The organism is Microbacterium sp. W4I20, assembly GCF_030816505.1.
GTDB lineage: Bacteria > Actinomycetota > Actinomycetes > Actinomycetales > Microbacteriaceae > Microbacterium.
The window spans coordinates 2,377,867-2,396,029 of record NZ_JAUSYB010000001.1; the positions used below are offsets into that span (position 1 = coordinate 2,377,867).

Here is an 18,163-nt window from a genome sequence, read left to right on the forward strand (position 1 = left end):
GATCACAGGGGTACAGGTCAGCTTCGGTCCTCTACTTGCGCGATCATGGACCCATGACCGGAAGCTCATCTGCCCGCATGCTCGCGCTGCTGTCTCTGCTGCAGACCCCGCGCGACTGGCCGGGGCACGTGCTCGCAGACCGCCTCGAGGTGACTCCGCGAACGGTGCGCCGCGACGTCGACCGGCTGCGCGAACTCGGGTATCGGATCGGCGCGATCAAGGGCCCGGATGGCGGATACCGACTGGCCGCGGGATCGGAACTGCCGCCGCTGCTGTTCGACGACGACCAGGCCGTCGCGATCGCGGTGGCCCTGCAGAGCGTGCCGTCGAGCGGCATCGACATCGACGAGGGCGCCGCACGGGCGCTCGCCACCGTGCGGCAGGTGATGCCGTCTCGGCTGCGGCACCGCGTCGACGGCATCCGCTTCGCAGGTTTCGCGAACGAGACCCGAGTCGATCCGGCGGTGCTCGAGGCGGTGAGCGCCGCGGTGAGGGAGAAGTGGATGCTGCGCTTCGACTACGGGTCTGCCCCGGATCGGCCGGCCCGGCGCACGGAGCCGCACGCGATCGTCGCCCGCGAGGGACGCTGGTACCTGATCGCGTGGGATCTCGAGGCGGACGACTGGCGCATCTTCCGGCTGGACCGGCTGCGCCCGCGCGTCCCGACCGGACCGACGTTCACGCCGCGCGAGCTGCCGGCGAAGGATGCCGCGACGTATCTGGCCGCGCGGTCGAAGGGCTCGGCATCCGAGGACCGCTGGCCGTGCGTCGGCGAGGTGATCATTCGGCTGCCCGCGCGGGAGGTGGCGCCGTTCATCGGCGACGGTACGCTCGAGGAGATCGATGCGGAGTCCTGCCGGATCACGGTCGGCTCGTGGTCGTGGATCGGGGTGCTCGCCTCGGTCGCGCGGTTCGACGCATCGTTCGAGGTGGTCGGACCGGAGGCGCTGCGCGAGGCCGCCGGCGTTCTGGCGGGGCGAATCGCCGCAGCATCCGGCGTCCCCCACTCCTGATCCGTGGAGCGGCGTGCACAACTCAGCAAGAATTCGCTCGCACAGAGGGCGCCGTCCCGGATTCACGCGAAACCCGGTTGACGACGGGGCGTTTCTTGCTGAATTGTGCACGCGGTCGCGGACCGGCACCCGAGGCCAGACTCCCCGAATCCGGCCGATCCCGACCGCCGGTAGACTGGGAGCGCCCCGCCGGCCCCTTCCTTTGGAGTGCGCGTGACCACCGCCCCTGCACCTGTCCACAAGCACGTCCCCGACTCGGTCGAGAACGCGATCGCGACGCCCGAGAAGGAACAGCCCTACGGCGCCCTCGGACTCAAGGACGACGAGTACGCACGCATCAAGGAGATCCTCGGCCGCCGCCCCACCTCGGGCGAGCTGGCGATGTACTCGGTCATGTGGTCGGAGCACTGCTCCTACAAGTCGTCGAAGAACTACCTGCGCCGCTTCGGCCAGAAGGTCTCCGACGAGATGAAGGAACGCCTCATGGTCGGCATGGGCCAGAACGCGGGCGTCATCGACGTCGGCGAAGGCTGGGCCGTCACCTTCAAGGCCGAGTCGCACAACCACCCGTCGTTCATCGAGCCGTTCCAGGGTGCGGCCACCGGCGTCGGCGGCATCGTCCGCGACATCATCTCGATGGGCGCCCGCCCGGTCGCCGTCATGGACGCCCTCCGCTTCGGCGCGATCGACCACCCTGACACCGCCCGCGTCGTGCACGGCGTGACCAGCGGCATCAGCTTCTACGGCAACTGCCTCGGCCTGCCGAACATCGGCGGCGAGACCGTGTTCGACTCCGTCTACCAGGCCAACCCGCTGGTCAACGCCCTCGCGGTGGGCGTGCTCCGCCACGAGGACCTCAAGCTCGCCAACGCGACCGGCGTCGGCAACAAGGTCGTGCTGTTCGGCGCCCGCACCGGCGGCGACGGCATCGGCGGCGCCAGCATCCTGGCCTCGGACTCCTTCGACTCGACCGGCCCGACCAAGCGTCCCGCCGTGCAGGTCGGCGACCCGTTCGCCGAGAAGGTGCTCATCGAGTGCTGCCTCGAGCTGTACCGCGGCGAGCTCGTCGAGGCGATCCAGGACCTCGGTGCCGCCGGCATCTCCTGCGCGACCAGCGAGCTCGCGGCCAACGGCAACAGCGGCATGAAGGTGTCGCTCGACAACGTGCTGCTGCGCGACCCCACGCTGACCGCCGAAGAGATCCTCATGTCGGAGTCGCAGGAGCGCATGATGGCGATCGTCGCGCCCGAGAAGCTCGACGCGTTCCTGGCCGTCGTGAACAAGTGGGAGGTCGAGACCTCCGTTCTCGGCGAGGTCACCGGCGACGGACGCCTCATCATCGACTGGCAGGGCGAGCGCATCGTCGACGTCGACCCCTCGACCGTCGCGGTCGACGGCCCCGTCTACGACCGTCCGGTCGCGTACCCGACGTGGATCGACGCGCTCCAGGCGGATGCTGCCGAGAACCTGCCGAGGTCGTCGGAGCCCGAGGTGCTGCGCCAGCAGTTCCTCGACCTGCTCGCGTCGCCGAACCTGGCCGACACGAGCTGGATCACCAACCAGTACGACTACTTCGTGCTCGGCAACACGGCTCTGAGCTTCCCGGACGATGCCGGCATGATCCGCGTCGACGAGGAGTCCGGCCTCGGCTTCTCGATCTCGACCGACGCGAACGGCCGCTATTGCCAGCTCGACCCGTACGCGGGCGCGCAGCTGGCACTCGCCGAGGCCTACCGGAACGTCGCCGTCACCGGCGCCACCCCGACCGCGATCACCGACTGCCTGAACTTCGGCTCCCCCGAGAACCCCGAGGTCATGTGGCAGTTCGGGCAGACGGTCGACGGCCTGGCCGACGGATGCTACGAGCTGGGCACCCCGGTCACCGGCGGCAACGTCTCGTTCTACAACCAGACCGGCGACGTGCCGATCCACCCGACCCCGCTCGTCGGCGTGCTCGGCATCATCGATGACGTCTCCCGTCGCATCCCCTCGGGATGGCAGGACATCGGGCAGAACATCTACCTGCTCGGCACGACCTCGATCGAGCTCTCCGGCTCGGCCTGGGCCGACGTCGTGCACGACCACCTCGGTGGACTGCCCCCGAAGGTCGACCTCGCCGGTGTGAGAAGCGCCTCGCCGGCCTGCTCGCCGCAGCTCGCGACGAGTGGCTGATCTCCTCGGCGCACGACCTCTCCGAGGGCGGCCTCGGCCAGGCACTCGCCGAAGGTGTCATGCGCTTCGGCGTCGGCGCCCGCGTGTGGCTGAACGAGATCATCGAACGCGACGGGGTGGATGCCGCATCCGCACTCTTCTCGGAGTCGACCGGTCGCGTCATCGTGACCGTGCCGCGCGAGGACGACGTGAAGTTCCAGGGCCTGTGCGAGGGCCGCGGGTACCCGGTGCTGCGCATCGGCGTGACCGACAGCGAGCCGCAGCTCGAGGTGCAGGGCGTCTTCACCGTGTCGGCCGCCGAACTGCGCGAGCGCTCGCAGGCCACGCTGCCGTCGTACTTCGGTCCGACGGTCACGGAGCCGGCCGCCTGATGAGCGACCTCAGCCGCCGCGAGCCCGCCCGCGACCCGGAGCCCCGACGCGAGTCGGTGCGCCCGGAGCCGAGCGAGGACTACGGCGATCTCGGCGAGCGCCGCAACCGCCGCATCCGCATCGTCGCGTGGACCGTGATCGTCGCGCTGATCCTCGGCGGCGGCGGGGCGACCGTGATCACGATCCTGCTCGGCTGAACTCCCGGTTCGGAACTTCGCAGAACGTCGCGAACTTCGCAGAGAACCCCGCGAACTCCTGCGAGGTTTGTGTCGTTCTGCGAGCTTTGCGCCGACCGATCTGAGCTGGCGCGAACCACGAGTTCTCCTGCACCGCGACTGCTCCGCCCCGGGTACTCACAGACCCCGCGAACACACCCTCCGAGTGGGGGTGCCCCCGCGAAGGATACGGAGCACCACGAACAAGGGGGACTCCATGAGCGAGACGAAGTTGGACCTGATCGCCAAGCTGCTGGCGAAGGCCGAGAGCACCACGCCCGAAGAGGCGGAGGCTCTCACCGAGCACGCCGAGCGACTGATGGTGAAATACGGCATCGAGCAGGCGCGCATCGACGAGCGCCGCGGTCGCCTCGGGCAGGAGCGCGAGGAGATCATCACAGAGCGGATCGTGTTCACCGGCACGTACGCGCGCGACCTGCGCGATCTCGGCGCCGCGGTGGCGCTGGCGCTCGGCTCGGTGCGCCCGATGCAGGCCGAGCACCGGGGCGGGTCCATCCTGTACCTCGTCGGGTACGCGTCCGACGCACAGCAGGCCCGCGTGCTCACCGAGAGCCTCCAGGTGCAGGCGATGGTGGCGATGCGCGCCTGGTGGGCTGTCCACCGCGACCGATATCGGCCGTTCAGCGAGGGCGACAAGCGCCGCGCCCGCAGCAGCTTCATCCGCGGGTTCGCCAACGGGGTGTCCGGACGAATCGGCGAGAGTCGGCGCGCGCTCATCGAGGAGGCCGGGACCGGGGCCGAGCTCGTGCTGTCGTCGCGACGGGAGCGGGTCGACGCGTACGTCGACACGCTGTCGACACGGCGGGCCCGGTCACGCCAGGGCGCCGACGTCGGGGCGTACATGCACGGCCACCGATCCGGCCGCGAGGTCCAGACCGCCGAGCGAGCGATGACGCCCGGTTGACGCGCGCGGCGATATCCGTCTCGACGGGCGGCGAGTCGATCAACCAGACGGGAGGGAACCCCGGCCGTTGAGCGGGCACAGCAGGACGAAACGCCCCACCCCAGCAATGATGCGTTCGTGGTGCCGAGCCCTCACTCAACGGCCAGGGGTGGGATGGAGCGACCCTCCCCAGTGTCGCCGCGCACGACGGTATCCCGACCTCGCGGTTCTCACCAGGGGCAGAACTACCCGTGACGGCACTGGTCGCGCTCCGACGTCGGTGCCCCGGCCTAGGGTGGGCGCATGAGCACCGACCTGCGCGCACGGCTGGAGGAGCTGCGCGCGCAGGCCGCCGCTCGGGTGCAAGCGACGTCGGCAGCCCTCGACGAACTCACGCACGACCGGCAGGGTTCGAACGACGACGACGAGCACGATCCCGAAGGGGTCACACTCTCGTCCGAGTGGTCGCGACTGACCGGGCTGGCCGAGGCGGCGGCATCCGAGCTCCGGCAGGTCGACGACGCGCTCGCGCGAATGGATGCCGGGACGTACGGCATCTGCGCGAACTGCGGCCGCCCGATCCCCGCCGGCCGGCTCGAGGTGCGTCCGTTCGCCGTGCACTGCGTCGCCTGCGCCGAGAAGCTCGGGCGTTGAGCCCGGACGGCGTACCCTGGCCGAGAATCGGAGGCACCATGACCATCCAGCCCAGAGACGTCGTCCGGGACGAGAACTTCGAGGGCTACCTCCTCGGCTCGCCCGTCAGCATCATCCGCGAGTATGCCACCACCCCCGGTAGCGGACCCCGCCTGCACCGGCATCCCTACGCCGAGACGTTCGTGATCCACCGCGGCAGAGCACTCTTCACCGTCGCCGATGGGCAGGTCGTCGGCGTCGGAGGGCAGATCCTCGTCGTGCCCGCGCTCGTCTCGCACCGCTTCGAGGTGCTCGACGGCGGCACCTACGAGGCCACGCATGTGCATGCGAACGACCGCTTCATCACCGAGTGGCTCGAATAGCACGAGTGGCTCGAACAGCGCAGTCGCACCGCCCGTCGGAGGACGCGAGTAGCATCCTCCGCATGACCATCAGACTTGAGAATGTCGGCATCGCCGTGCGCGACCTCGACGCGACGATCGCCTTCTTCACCGACCTCGGACTCACCGTGCTGGGAACGGACGAGGTCAGCGGCGAGTGGGCCGACACCGCGGTCGGGCTCGACGGCAACCACGCCAAGATCGCCGTGCTCCAGACACCCGACGGGCAGGGCCAGATCGAGCTCTTCGAGTACATCCACCCCGACGCGATCGAGACCGAACCCACGCTTCCGAACGAGATCGGGATGCACCGCATCGCCTTCGCCGTCGACGACATCGAGGAGTCGCTCGCGATCGCCGCCACGCACGGCCACTACCCGCTCCGCGGCGTGGCGAACTACCAGGACGTCTACAAGCTCACGTATCTTCGCGGCCCCAGCGGCATCCTGGTCATGTTCGCGCAGGACCTCACGAAGAGCTGACGCACCCGCTCTGGACAAGCCGACGACGTCCGCGTTCCTTCGCGAGCAACTCTCCCCTGTGCCAGAACTTCGCAGAACAGCACGAACTTCGCGGAGATACCGGGAGATTCCTGCGAAGTTCGCGTCGTTCTGCGAGATTCGCGCGGGGCTCCCCGCGACTCCCGCGCGCGATCAGACTCCCGAGACAGCCTCCGCGATCGCCGCACCCAGCTCGACCGTCGTGGCCGTGCCGCCCAGGTCAGGCGTGAAGGGGGCAGCATCCGCTCCTCGGGCGAGAACCTCCTCGATCGCGGCGAGAACGGCGGCGCCGGCATCCGGATATCCGAGGTGGTCGAGCATCATGGCGCCGCACCAGATCTGTCCGATGGGGTTCGCGATGCCGCGGCCGGCGATGTCGGGAGCCGAACCGTGTACGGGCTCGAACAGGCTCGGGAACAGGCCCTCGGGGTTGATGTTCGCGCTCGGGGCGATGCCGATCGTGCCGGTGCAGGCGGGTCCGAGGTCGGACAGGATGTCGCCGAACAGGTTGCTCGCCACGACCACGTCGAACCAGTCGGGGTGCAGCACGAAGTTCGCGGTGAGGATGTCGATGTGGAACTGGTCGCGCCGCACATCCGGGTACTCGGCGCCGACCGCAGCGACGCGCTCGTCCCAGTACGGCATCGAGATCGAGATCCCGTTGCTCTTCGTCGCCGAGGTCAGGTGCTTCGCCTCGCGCTTCTGCGCCAGGTCATATGCGTACCGCAGCACCCGGTCGACGCCCGTGCGCGTCATCACGGTCTCCTGCAGCACGAACTCGCGGTCGGTGCCCTCGAACATCCGCCCGCCGATCGACGAGTACTCGCCCTCGGTGTTCTCGCGCACGACCCAGAAGTCGATGTCTCCCGGCTCGCGCGCGGCCAGCGGCGAGACCACACCCGGCATGAGACGCACCGGCCGCAAGTTCACGTACTGGTCGAATGCGCGGCGGAACTGGATGAGGCTCCCCCACAGGCTCACGTGGTCGGGCACGACGTCGGGCCACCCGACCGCGCCGAAGTAGATCGCGTCGAACCCGCGCAGCGTCTCGAACCAGTCATCCGGCAGCATCTGCCCGTGCTTCTGCCAGTAGCTTGCGCTGGCGAAGTCGAACTCGGTGAATTCGAGGGAGAGGTCGAAACGGGATGCTGCGGCGCGAAGCACCCGCAGCCCCTCGGGCATGACCTCGGTGCCGATGCCGTCGCCGGCGATCACGGCGATGCGGTGGGTGGTCGTCATGGGTTTCCTTCCGGGGGGCATTCGGTCGTTCCGGTCGCGATATGTCAGCGAAAACGGGGCCGCTTCGGTGACATATTGCGACAGGAACGGGAAGTGAGCGTCAGAGCACGTCGCGCTCGGCGGGGTGGTGGCAGGCGACGCGGTGCGTGCCGCCGTGATCGATCAGCTGCGGAACCTCCTCGGCGCACACCTCTGTCGCCTTCCAGCAGCGGGTGCGGAAGCGGCATCCGCTCGGCGGCGAGACCGGACTCGGCACGTCGCCCGTCAGCACGATGCGCTCGCGCGCCCGCTCCGCCCGCGGGTCGGGAACCGGGATCGCCGACAGCAGCGCCTGGGTGTACGGATGCCGCGGCCGTTCGTACAGCTCATCGACGGGCCCCTCCTCCACGAGCTTGCCGAGGTACATGACGCCGACGCGGTCGCTGAGATGCCGCACCACCGACAGGTCGTGCGCGATGAAGAGGTAGGTGAGCCCGAGGTCGCGCTGCAGGTCGTCGAGCAGGTTCAGCACCCCGGCCTGCACGCTCACATCGAGCGCGCTGACCGGCTCGTCGAGCACGATCACCTCGGGCTCCACGGCGAGCGCCCGCGCGATGCCGAGCCGCTGCCGCTGTCCGCCCGAGAACTCGTGCGGGAACCGGTCGGCGTGCGCGGGGTTCAAGCCCACCTGCTTCAGCAGCTCTTCGACCCGACGCTCGTGCTGAGCCTTGTGCAGACCATGGATCACGAGCGGCTCGGTGAGCGTCGCGCGCACCGATTTGCGCGGATTCAGCGAGGCGTACGGATCCTGGAACACGAACTGGACGCGCCGGCGCAGCGCCCGCAAGCGCCCGCCCTCGACGCGCGTGATGTCCTGATCGCCGAGCAGGATCGAGCCGCCGTCGCTCGACTGCAGCCGGGCGACGCTGCGCCCGAGCGACGACTTGCCGCAGCCGCTCTCGCCCACGAGGCCGAACGTCTGACCGCCCGCGATCGACAGGCTCACGTCCGACACCGCCTGCACGACATCGCGGGTGCGGCCGAACAGTCCGCCGCCGACCTTGTACTCCTTGACGAGGTTGCTCACCGTCAGGCCGGTGCTCACGGCCGGCGGGTTCACGCCGAGCGGATCCGCCACGGGCTGGTTCACAGGACCGCCTCCTTCTGCCATTCGCCGACCCGCACGCACGCGGCGGTGTGGATGCCGGATGCCGTCGGCCCCTCGGCCTCGACGTCGGCACCGACAGCGAGCCCCCCGGCCGCCCCCACGGGCACCGCAGGCGGCACCACGACATCGCACAACCCGGCCACCGCGTGCGCACAGCGCGGTGCGAAGCGGCATCCGTCGGGCCATGCCGTCGCCACCGGAGGCTGCCCGGAGATCTGATACAGCCGCTCCTCGCGTGACGCGCGCCGGTCGATCCGCGGCAGTGAAGCGAGCAGCCCCGCCGTGTACGGATGCGCGGTCTCGTAGAAGAGCGAGTCGACGTCGGCCGTCTCGACCAGTCCGCCGGCATACATGACCAGGACGCGGTCGGCGGTGCCCGCGACGACGCCGAGATCATGCGTGATGAGCAGCACGGTCGTGCCGGTGCGCCGCTGCACCTCGCGCAGCACCTCGAGCACCTGCGCCTGCACGGTCACATCGAGCGCCGTCGTGGGCTCGTCGGCGATCAGCAGGTCGGGTTCGTTGGCGATGCTCATCGCGATCATCACGCGCTGCCGCATGCCGCCGGAGAACTCGTGCGGGTACCGATCGACGCGCAGTTCGGGCGAGGGGATGCCGACGATATCGAGCAGCTCCACCGCGCGCGCCCGCCGCTCGGTGGCCGTCGTGTCCGGCCGGTGCACGCGCACAGCCTCGACCAGCTGCTCGCCGACGCGCATGACCGGGTTGAGGGCGGTCAGCGCGTCCTGGAACACCACGGACACGTCCTTGCCCCGGATCTCGCGCAGCGCAGCATCCGACATTCCGACGAGTTCCTGACCCCGGAACTTTATCGATCCGGTGACCACGGCCTTCTTCGGCAGCAGTCCCATGATCGCCATCGCGGTCATCGACTTGCCCGAACCCGATTCGCCGACGATGCCGACCGTCTCACCCTCCCGGAGCACGAAGGACACGCCCTCGATCGCGCGGGCGAGCCCGGCATCCGTGGGGAAGCTCACCGACAGATCCGAGACCTCCAGAAGCACCGCGCTCACAGGTTCTTCCCCTGCGGGTCGAGCGCATCGCGCAGTCCGTCGCCGATGAAGTTGACGCACAGCACGGTCACGAGGATGAAGATTCCCGGGAAGTACAGCAGATACACCTGAGGGGTGCCGACGTAGCCCGCGGCCTGGCTGAGCATCGAGCCCCAGCTGGTCTGCGGCGGCTGCACCCCGAACCCGAGGAAGCTCAGGGTCGACTCGGCGATGATCGAGGATGCCACGGCCAGGCTCATCGCCACGACGATGACACCGGCGAGGTTCGGCAGCAGATGCGAGACGACGATGCGGAAGCCGGATGCTCCGATGCCGCGTGCCGCGTCGATGAAGTCCTTCTCACGGAGCGACAGCACCTGGGCGCGCACGACGCGGGCGATGTAGGTCCAGCCCAGCGCGGTGAGCGCCAGCACGATGGTGGTGGGTGACGGTCCGAGCCCCTGCAGGATCACCGCCAGCAGGGCGATCGCGGGAACGATGAGGAAGAGGTCGGTGATGCGCATGATGAGCTCGCCGATCCAGCCACCCACGTAGCCGGCGATCGCACCGAGGGCGGTGCCGACGACGGTCGCGAGCAGGGCGACGGCGAGGCCGATCGCGAGCGAGATCTGCCCGGAGAAGAGGATCTCGCTCAGGTAGTCGCGGCCGAGCTCGTCGGTGCCGAGCCAGTGCGCGCCCGAGGGCGGGGTGGGTCCGGTGAGGAGGTCCTGCTGACCCTGCGGATACGGCGCGATCCACCCGGCGCCGAAGCACGCGACCAGCAGGATCACCAGCACGATCAGACTGACCACGCCCAGTCGGTGCCGCAGGAACCCCTTCAGGAGCTGCCTGGCCGGAGCCTTCTGCGGTTCCTGTTCACCGAGCAGCTCTTCGCGCCCGGCGATGCCTGCACCGCTCATGACAGTCTCACTCTCGGGTCGAGCACCGCGTAGGCGATGTCGGCGATCAGGTTGCAGAGCACCACGGCGACGGCTACCACGATCATCCAGGGCAGCAGCACGAACACGTCACCGGCGACGAGCGACTGCAGGAACAGGCGCCCCATCCCGGGGATCGCGAAGATCTGCTCGGTCACGACGAGCCCGCCGATGAGGATCGCGGCGTCGAGCGCGACGACCGTGACGAACGGGGCGAGCGAGTTGCGCACCGCGTGCCGCCAGATGACCTGCCGACGCGGCACCCCCTTCGCGCGAGCGGTGCGAACGTAGTCGCTGGAGAGCGCGTCGAGCATCGCGGCGCGGCCGAACCGGCTCCACGAGGCGACCAGCGCGATCATGAGCGCGGCCACCGGCAGGATCAGGTGGCGGATGTAGTCGAGCATCCCGGTCTGTCCCGGCGAGTTCAGGCCGATGAAGTAGAGCGGGGGCTCGCTGAGCCCGAACGCCTCCTTCGGCCACACCGCGAACGTCTGGATGAGGATGAGTCCGAACCAGAACGCCGGCATCGCGATGCCGAGGTAGGAGGCTCCCGTGAGCAGGTTGTCGCCGAGCGAGTACTGCCGCCGCACCGCCGAGTAGACGCTGATCCCGCCGGCGATGAGGATCGCGATCAGCAGTCCCCAGAACGCCAGCTGCAGCGTGGGCCACAGGGCTTCGCCGATCAGGGGGAGCACCGGAGTGCCCGTGCGCGTGCTCGTGCCCCAGTCGCCGACGACCATAGACCGCAGCCAGAGGAAGTACTGCTCGGGGATCGAGCGATCGAGCCCCAGACGTTCGACCTCGCGGGCGAGCGCGGTCGGATCCTGCGCCAGTCGGAGCTTCGCGAGCGGATCGAAGGTCGCACGCACCGCCCAGAAGAGCACGAAGGAGGCGACGAGGATCACCGGGATCGAATACAGCACCCGTCGTGTGATGAACGTGATCATGTCGTCGCCTCCTTCCTGTGCGATTACTCGGCCGGCCGTCTCGCGGGATCAGCCCGCGAGACCCCACTCGGCGAGGTTCCAGAACGGCCCCTCGATCGGGTTGATCTGCAGCGGGCCGCCCACCTTCTCGCTCCACAGCAGCACGTTCGGCACGGCGTCGAGCGGGAGAGAGGGCACGTTCTCGGCGATCAGGGCGTCGCCTTCATGGGATGCCGCGATGCGGGCATCCGTGTCGATCTCGCTGTCGACCTGGGTGAGCAGGTCGTCGAGGCCGGGGATGTCGGCGCGGTAGAAGTTGATGCCGGAGAATCCGTTCGCCTCGCTCGGGATGTTGACCGAGGAGAAGGTCGCGCTGAGGGTGGGGTCCGGGAAGGTGTCGACCAGCGCCCAGATGCCGGCCTGGAAGTCACCCTCCGGTGCGATCGTGCCGAACAGGTCGGCAGGGGTCACCTGATCGATGGTCATCTCGAACCCGGCATCCGCCAGCTGCGACTGCAGTACCTGCACCGTGAGGTCGCGGCGCTTGTTGCCGGCCAGCGTCTTGATCGAGAACGTCGCGGTCTCGCCGGACTTGGCCCAGACGCCGTCGCCGTTCTTCTTCCAGCCGTCGCCCTTCATCAGCTCGTCGACCTTGTCGAGGTCGAGCGTGTACTGCGAGAAGTCGTCGGAGGCGAACGGAGCGACCATCGGGGAATTGAAGCTCTGCTGCGCCTTGTCGATGCCGAGGCTGCCGAAGAGGCGCTTGACGATGGCGTCGCGGTCGATGGAGTAGGCGAGCGCCTGACGGACCGCGACCGAGTCGAAGGGAGCGGCAGCGTTGTTCAGCCAGATCGCCTCGAGGTTGCCGCTGCGGGCATCGACCTGCGACTTCACGCCGGGAAGGCCGGCCTCGATCTGGGTGAGCGCGTCGAGCTGCGGAGTCGGTGCGAGCACGCTGACCTGTCCGCTCTTCAGAGCCTGGAACGCGGCCGTGGTGTCGGGCAGGAACAGGAAGGTGACCTTGTCGAGGTGCGGCTTCTCGCCCCAGTAGTTCTCGTTCGGCACGAGAGTGACCGACGTGCCGCGGGTCCACTTCTCGATCTTCCACGGTCCGCCGCTGAAGTCGTAGCCGTCGGCCATCATCGCGCCCCGGTCCTGACCCTCGAGGATGTGCGCGGGCATGATGCCGTAGACGCTGAACAGCGTGCGCCATCCGGCGAAGGCGGAGTCGAGGGTGACGACCGCCTTCTGCGGGTCGCTGACGTCGACGTCCGTGATGCGGTCGTACCCGGTCTTGTCGAAGATGTCGTCGCCGTCGCGGATCTGCAGCGCGGTGTAGGCGAAGTCGGCCGAGGTGATGGGCTCGCCATCCGACCACACGGCTTCCGGATTGATGTCGTAGGTGACCGTCTGCGTGCCGTCTTCGGCGACCTCGGCGGTCGGCTCCCCCGTGACGAGGTCCGAGGGCTGCGGCACCCACTCGTCGTCGACGAGCCGGGTCTCGAACACGGCGGGCATGGTGGGGATCTGCATGACGTACGTGCCCCAGATGGAGCCGCCGCAGGTGGCGATCCAGTCGGCGCAGTCCGGCTCCTGCTCGGCGCCGATGACGAGCTCGCCGCCGTCGACGACGGCGACCTCCTCGTTCGTCTCCGCCGGAGTGGGCGACGCGCTGCAGGCTGCGAGTGAGCCGATGAGGGCGGCGACGGTCAGAGCTGCGAGGGCTCCGCGACGGGAAGGACGGGATGAGGGTACAGCGGTGCGAAGCAGTGATTTCGACATGGACGGATCTCCAGTGAGCGTGCGACGAAGGAACAATGCAGAGGTGCTGTGGTGCGGGTGTGGTCCGACTCTAGAACCGTCCGGAATAGATAGCAAGCCTTTTAGTCAATGTTCCTGACTAGGGGCGAGACCGGCGGCATCCCAGCGTTCGCCGGCGAGGGTTCGGAGTGCCAGTTCCTGCATGCGGAGCTGATCGTGCGCGGCCCCGCGCAGCCCGGTGGGCTCATGCCCGCCGTCGAAGATCTCCAGCACCGCGTCGCCGCCGCGCGCTCGCAGCCGGTCGACGTACCCCTGCACGCCGACGACGGGCGTGCGGGTGTCGATCGACCCCTGATTGATCCAGACGGATGCCGTGACGTCGTCGAGATAGGTGATCGCCGAGAACCGGGAGACGAGCTCGGGGGGCACCCACGAGCTCCACACCGTGCGCACAGCAGGGTTCATGGCCTCGATGGTCACCGACCAGTCGGCCACGGCGACGTGCGCGAGACCTCCGGCGAACAGCTCCGGGAGGCGGCCGATGCTCAGGAGCGTCATGTGCCCGCCGTACGACGCCCCGGTGATGAATGTGGATGCCGGATCGGCGAGCCCCTGCGTGCGGAGCCAGCCGATCGCCGCAGCGACGTCCTCTATCTCGCGGTCGCCGCCGACGTTCCAGAACCCCTCGCGGAACGCGCGCCCGAAGGTCACCGAGCCGCGGTAGTTGAGCGACGCGTACGCGAAGCCGGCGTCGAGCCAGGCCTGGGCAGAGGGGTGGTAGCCATCGACCGTCACCAGCATCGGCCCGCCGTGGATCTCGAGGATCGTGCCGAGCGGCTCCCGCCCCGCGGGGCGCGCCGACCACAGCTGCACCGGCGTGCCATCGGCGCTCGTGACGAGCGTCGAGGTCAGCGGCTGCCCGGATGGCACGGGTGCGGGGGCGATCAGGGTCGTCTCAGCGCCGTCGATTGCGACCTCCGTGACGTGCAGCGGGACCGCCCAGCTCGAGTGCATCGCCCGGACGGCGCCGCTCGGCGCGTAGTAGGAGGTCCAGTAGTACGGATGCAGGTTCGCGATGTCGGGCTCGGCGAAGCTACCGCCCTCGAGCACGGTGCGCACCGCGGCATCCGCCTCGTCGATCTCGATGAGCCGATGGATGCCGCCGTCGACGTGCAGCGCGAGGATGCGCCCGCTCGGCGCATGCCAATCGAGGGCGAGCACTTCGCCGGCGAGTTCAGGGAGGTCGAAGTCACGGCGTTCGCCGGTGCGCGGATTCCAGATGGCCGGGCGCGAGAAGCCGCTGCGCTCAGTGGTGAGGAGCAGGCGGTCGTCGCCCGCGACCGACGAGAAGCGCACACCGCGGACGGGCCCGTCCGGCAGGTCGTCGAGGGTCGCGACGATCGCGCCGGATGCGGCATCCACCACCGTCAGCAGCGGACGACGGATGCCGGGGTTGTGGGCCGTCGTGTCGACCGACACCAGGGAGGCGTCGGAGGAAGGCAGGCCGAACCAGGCCTCGACCGGGTGCGAGTACACGACCTCGGGTTCGCCCCACGGAGCAGCGGGAATCGCGAGGACGTGGAAGCCCTGTTCATCGACGACCGTCGCGACGAGGGCGGATCCGTCGAAGGACATCTCGAGTCCGCGCAGTACGTAGGGTTCGCGTCCCGGAGTGAGCGCGACGCGCTCGGCGCCGTCGGGAGAGATGGCGACGAGGGCGCCCACCTCCGACCCGCCGCCGTCGTCGAGGTCGACGATCCAGCGGCCGTCGGGGGTGACGATCGCCCCCATGCTCACATCGAACGGCAACAGGGGCCCCGGGGCTTCCGGCGCGCGCCACAGGCGCCCGCGCGCACCCTCGGGGTGGTTCTCGATCACGATGGCGAGGTCGGCCGCGCCCGCCGCCGGGCGCACGGTCAGGAGGTACGGAACGGTGAAGCGCTCGTCCACGACCTTCTTCATCGCATCTTCCGTGGTGTGCAGCATCCTTGCTTCCCCTCGTCGTCGCCAGTGTCGTTGACTATAACATTGGCTAAGGTCGGCGACCAGAGGTCGTGGCATTGACGACGAGCATGACAAGGGCCGTGACGACGGTGAGGTACCGTGAGTCTGCGTGACCGACGCTCGGCACGACAGCGAAACGGAGAACTCGATGGCGACTCGGAAGGCCGAAGGTCAGGCGAAGGCGCCGGCCCGCACGAAAGGCACCGCCGCACGCCCCCGCCGCGCCCGCGACTCGCTCAGCCGCGACATCATCGTGGCCGCCGCCGACCGCGTCGTCGAGCGGGAGGGCCTCGACCGGCTGACGTTCCAGGCGATCGGCGAGGAGCTCGGCGCTCACCCGACCTCGATCTACCGGCACTTCCGCGACAAGGACGAGCTGCTCCTCGCCCTCATCGACACCCTCCGCGCCCGCTCGTACAGCGGCGGCATGGTCACGACCGACGACTGGCTCGCGGACCTCCGCACGCAGGCGCACCTCATCCACGACCACTACATGCGCTACCCCGAGTTCGCCCTGCAGATGGCGCTGCGCCGCCCCACCGACTTCTCGTCGATGGAGTTCTCGATCGGCGCGCTGCGCCGCGGCGGGTACGACCGGGAGCAGGCCGCCCTGTACGCGCGCGCACTCGGTCAGCTGATCCGTTCGGCATCCAGCATCCAGGCCGCACTCCTCGCGATGCCCGCCGACGTGCAGGACGCCGACGAGCTCACCTGGCAGATGGACTACCGTCGCCTCGACCCCGCCGATTTCCCGAACATCACCTGGGCCGGAGAGAGCCTGCCCGGCGTGCGCGACCCGCGTGGGTGGGAGACCGCACTCGACCTGCTGCTGGAGAGCATCGAGCGGCACGCGCCCGGCGCCTGAGTCCGCCGCTACCCGCGGAGAACGCGCCGTCGGGCGGAGCCTCCCCCACGGATCATCCGCCCGTGACCGAGTTCTCCTCCGGATGCTGCGCCGGCGCACCGGTGAGCTCGTCGAGCATCCCGACGAGCAGTTCGATGCGCTCCATCATCGAACCGATCGACACCCACTCGTGGTCGGCGTGCGCACCGGCCCCGCGGGGCCCGAGGCCGTCGAGGGTGCGCGCTCCGACCGCCGCGGTGAAGTTGCCGTCGGATGCTCCGCCGGCTGAGACCGCCTCGATCTCCGGATGCTGCAGGCGCGCAGCCACGCGACGGGCGCAGTCGAGCAGCTCCGCCGACACGGTCTCCTCCATCGGCGGGCGGTTGATGCCGCCCGAGACCGCGACGCTCACTCCGTCGGTGTGCGCCTCCAGCCGGTGCATCTCGGTGTCGACGCGTTCGAGTTCGTCGAGGGTCCACGCCCGCACGTCGATGCGCAGTTCCGCACGCTCGGGGATGACGTTGGTCGCGGTGCCCGCCTGGGCGACCGTGGGGCTCACCGTCGTGCCCCGCTCGTCGTCGGCGAGGCGGGGCAGCGCCAGCACGTGGTGCGCGAGCTCGGTGAGCGCGCTCCGCCCCTTCCACGGCTCGAGACCGGCGTGGGCCGCGCGGCCGGTGAGATCGACGCGGTAGATGCTGCCGCCACGGCGGGCGATCTTGAGCGCCCCGTCGAGGCTGGGCTCGAGCACCAGGACCGTGCCGGCGCGTGCCGCCTCGCGCTCGATCAGCCCTCGCGAGGTGAGCGAGCCGGTCTCCTCGTCGCTCGTCAGCAGCACCGACACCGCGCCCCGACGAGCGACCTGTTCGAGCGCCTCGGCCACGATCACGATGCCGGCCTTCATGTCGAAGACACCCGGACCGGTGGCATCGTCACCCTCGAGGCGGAACGGCCGTTCGAGGATCGTGCCCTTCGGGAAGACGGTGTCGACATGACCGAGGAGGAGCACCGACGGTGCGTCGCCGCCCGGCCAGAGCAGGTGCTCGATGCCGTCGACGACCTCGACCTCGGGCTCGCCGATGAGCGGATGCAGCCAGGATCGGATCAACCGCTGCGCGGCCGCGAGTCCGTCGGCGTCACCGGTCGGCGTCTCGATGTCGACGAGCTCGGCGAGCCGCTCGACCACCCGGTCCCGGGCGCTCATGCGGCCACCGCGATCGTGGCGAGGAACGTCCGCAGTGCGGCGGCGGTGGCGGCCGGTGCCTCTTCCGGCAGATAGTGGTCCGCCTCGATCCCCGCGCCGACGACCTCCGGTGCATACGGCGCCCAGGTCTCGAGCACGTCGAAGCTTCGCCCGACGTAGCTGTGCCTGCCCCAGAGCGCAAGCACCGGGGCCTCGACCGTGCGCCCGGCATCCCGATCCGCGCGGTCATGCTCGAGGTCGACGGTCGCCGCGGCGCGGTAGTCGGCACCGGAGGCGAACACGGTGTCGAGGTCGAAGCAGCGGAGGTACTCGTCGTAGGCAGCGGGGAGCCCATCGCCGTGGTGCCGTCGGCCCGTGAACCGGCTGCGCAGCCAGGTCTCCCGATCGGCTCCGATCAACGCCTCCGGCATCCCGTCGTCACGCGCAAGGAAGAACCAGTGGAAGTACGCGGTCGCCATGTCGCGGTCGACGTTCTCGAACATGTGCAGGGTCGGCACGATGTCGAGCACGGCCAGCGCCGACACGGCATCCGCATGGTTGAGGGCCATCCGATGCGCGACCCGCCCGCCGCGGTCATGCCCAATCACCGCGAACCGCGGAAAGCCGAGCTCGCGCATCAGCACCACCTGGTCGTTCGCCATCTCGCGCTTGGCATAGTGCGCGCCGCGGGGCTTCGCGGAATCGCCGTACCCCCGCAGATCGGCCGCGACGACGGTGTGCTCGACCGCCAGGGCGTCGGCGACCTCGTTCCACATGGCCTTCGTCTCGGGGTAGCCGTGCAGCAGCAGGACGGGGGAACCGGAGCCGCGCACCTCGGCCGCGATCGCGATCCCGTCGCAGTCCACCGTCATCGTGCGGGGTGTGGTCATCGTCGTCCC

At 69.4% G+C, this 18,163-nt stretch carries 16 protein-coding genes and 1 pseudogene; 8 read left to right on the forward strand and 9 right to left on the reverse strand.

Going from position 1 to position 18,163, the window contains the following annotated elements:
- Nucleotides 1-53 precede the first annotated feature (53 nt).
- The 7 genes and pseudogenes from QFZ21_RS11580 to QFZ21_RS11610 all read left to right on the forward strand — a co-directional run bounded on the left by QFZ21_RS11580 (nt 54) and on the right by QFZ21_RS11610 (nt 6,191).
- Nucleotides 54-1,013: a YafY family protein gene (locus QFZ21_RS11580; RefSeq protein WP_307377996.1), complete on the forward strand. Its 960-nt coding sequence runs from the start codon at nt 54-56 to the stop codon at nt 1,011-1,013.
- Between the two features lie 213 nt (nt 1,014-1,226).
- A pseudogene (gene purL, locus QFZ21_RS11585) lies at nt 1,227-3,556 on the forward strand (phosphoribosylformylglycinamidine synthase subunit PurL).
- Nucleotides 3,556-3,753: a hypothetical protein gene (locus QFZ21_RS11590; protein ID WP_307377998.1), complete on the forward strand. Its 198-nt coding sequence runs from the start codon at nt 3,556-3,558 to the stop codon at nt 3,751-3,753. The pseudogene purL and the gene QFZ21_RS11590 overlap by 1 nt, the downstream one beginning before the upstream one ends.
- A 235-nt stretch (nt 3,754-3,988) precedes the next feature.
- Nucleotides 3,989-4,696, forward strand: a complete 708-nt coding sequence (locus QFZ21_RS11595; protein ID WP_307378000.1) for a DUF2786 domain-containing protein — start codon at nt 3,989-3,991, stop codon at nt 4,694-4,696.
- Between the two features lie 282 nt (nt 4,697-4,978).
- A complete protein-coding gene (locus QFZ21_RS11600; RefSeq protein WP_307378001.1) occupies nt 4,979-5,329 on the forward strand; it encodes a TraR/DksA C4-type zinc finger protein in 351 nt (116 codons plus the stop codon).
- A gap of 38 nt (nt 5,330-5,367) precedes the next feature.
- On the forward strand, nt 5,368-5,691 hold the full coding sequence (locus QFZ21_RS11605; RefSeq protein WP_307378003.1) for a cupin domain-containing protein: 324 nt from the start codon (nt 5,368-5,370) through the stop codon (nt 5,689-5,691).
- A 62-nt stretch (nt 5,692-5,753) separates the two neighbouring features.
- Nucleotides 5,754-6,191, forward strand: coding sequence for a VOC family protein (locus QFZ21_RS11610; RefSeq protein ID WP_307378005.1), 438 nt, complete (start codon nt 5,754-5,756; stop codon nt 6,189-6,191).
- A 171-nt stretch (nt 6,192-6,362) separates the two neighbouring features.
- Here the strand turns inward: QFZ21_RS11610 and QFZ21_RS11615 are convergent, their stop codons facing one another.
- From QFZ21_RS11615 to QFZ21_RS11645, 7 genes are all read right to left on the reverse strand, one after another.
- Nucleotides 6,363-7,448, reverse strand: coding sequence for a tartrate dehydrogenase (locus tag QFZ21_RS11615; RefSeq protein ID WP_307378007.1), 1,086 nt, complete (start codon nt 7,446-7,448; stop codon nt 6,363-6,365).
- A gap of 100 nt (nt 7,449-7,548) precedes the next feature.
- Entirely contained in the window at nt 7,549-8,577 is a 1,029-nt protein-coding gene (locus QFZ21_RS11620) for an ABC transporter ATP-binding protein (RefSeq protein WP_307378009.1), read from the reverse strand.
- Nucleotides 8,574-9,632 carry an ABC transporter ATP-binding protein gene (locus QFZ21_RS11625; RefSeq protein ID WP_307378010.1) on the reverse strand — a complete coding sequence of 353 codons (1,059 nt, stop codon included), beginning with the start codon at nt 9,630-9,632 and terminating at the stop codon, nt 8,574-8,576. Before QFZ21_RS11625 ends, QFZ21_RS11620 begins: the two co-directional genes overlap by 4 nt.
- Nucleotides 9,629-10,531 (reverse strand): ABC transporter permease, encoded by a 903-nt coding sequence (locus QFZ21_RS11630; RefSeq protein WP_307378012.1) that lies wholly within the window; start codon nt 10,529-10,531, stop codon nt 9,629-9,631. Before QFZ21_RS11630 ends, QFZ21_RS11625 begins: the two co-directional genes overlap by 4 nt.
- Nucleotides 10,528-11,496 carry an ABC transporter permease gene (locus QFZ21_RS11635; RefSeq protein WP_307378014.1) on the reverse strand — a complete coding sequence of 323 codons (969 nt, stop codon included), beginning with the start codon at nt 11,494-11,496 and terminating at the stop codon, nt 10,528-10,530. Before QFZ21_RS11635 ends, QFZ21_RS11630 begins: the two co-directional genes overlap by 4 nt.
- A 48-nt stretch (nt 11,497-11,544) precedes the next feature.
- The gene (locus tag QFZ21_RS11640; protein ID WP_307378016.1) at nt 11,545-13,257 is read right to left on the reverse strand and encodes an ABC transporter substrate-binding protein; all 1,713 of its coding nucleotides are present in this window, start codon (nt 13,255-13,257) and stop codon (nt 11,545-11,547) included.
- A 105-nt stretch (nt 13,258-13,362) separates the two neighbouring features.
- Nucleotides 13,363-15,222 (reverse strand): S9 family peptidase, encoded by a 1,860-nt coding sequence (locus QFZ21_RS11645; RefSeq protein WP_307378018.1) that lies wholly within the window; start codon nt 15,220-15,222, stop codon nt 13,363-13,365.
- Nucleotides 15,223-15,388: 166 nt separating this feature from the next.
- On the opposite strand from QFZ21_RS11645, the gene QFZ21_RS11650 reads away from it, so the two are divergent.
- Nucleotides 15,389-16,105 (forward strand): TetR/AcrR family transcriptional regulator, encoded by a 717-nt coding sequence (locus tag QFZ21_RS11650; RefSeq protein ID WP_307378020.1) that lies wholly within the window; start codon nt 15,389-15,391, stop codon nt 16,103-16,105.
- 52 nt (nt 16,106-16,157) lie between these two features.
- On the opposite strand, the gene QFZ21_RS11655 is transcribed toward QFZ21_RS11650, so the two are convergent.
- Entirely contained in the window at nt 16,158-17,285 is a 1,128-nt protein-coding gene (locus QFZ21_RS11655) for a M20 family metallopeptidase (protein ID WP_307378021.1), read from the reverse strand.
- Nucleotides 17,282-18,154, reverse strand: a complete 873-nt coding sequence (locus QFZ21_RS11660) for an alpha/beta hydrolase (protein ID WP_307378023.1) — start codon at nt 18,152-18,154, stop codon at nt 17,282-17,284. Before QFZ21_RS11660 ends, QFZ21_RS11655 begins: the two co-directional genes overlap by 4 nt.
- Nucleotides 18,155-18,163 lie beyond the last annotated feature (9 nt).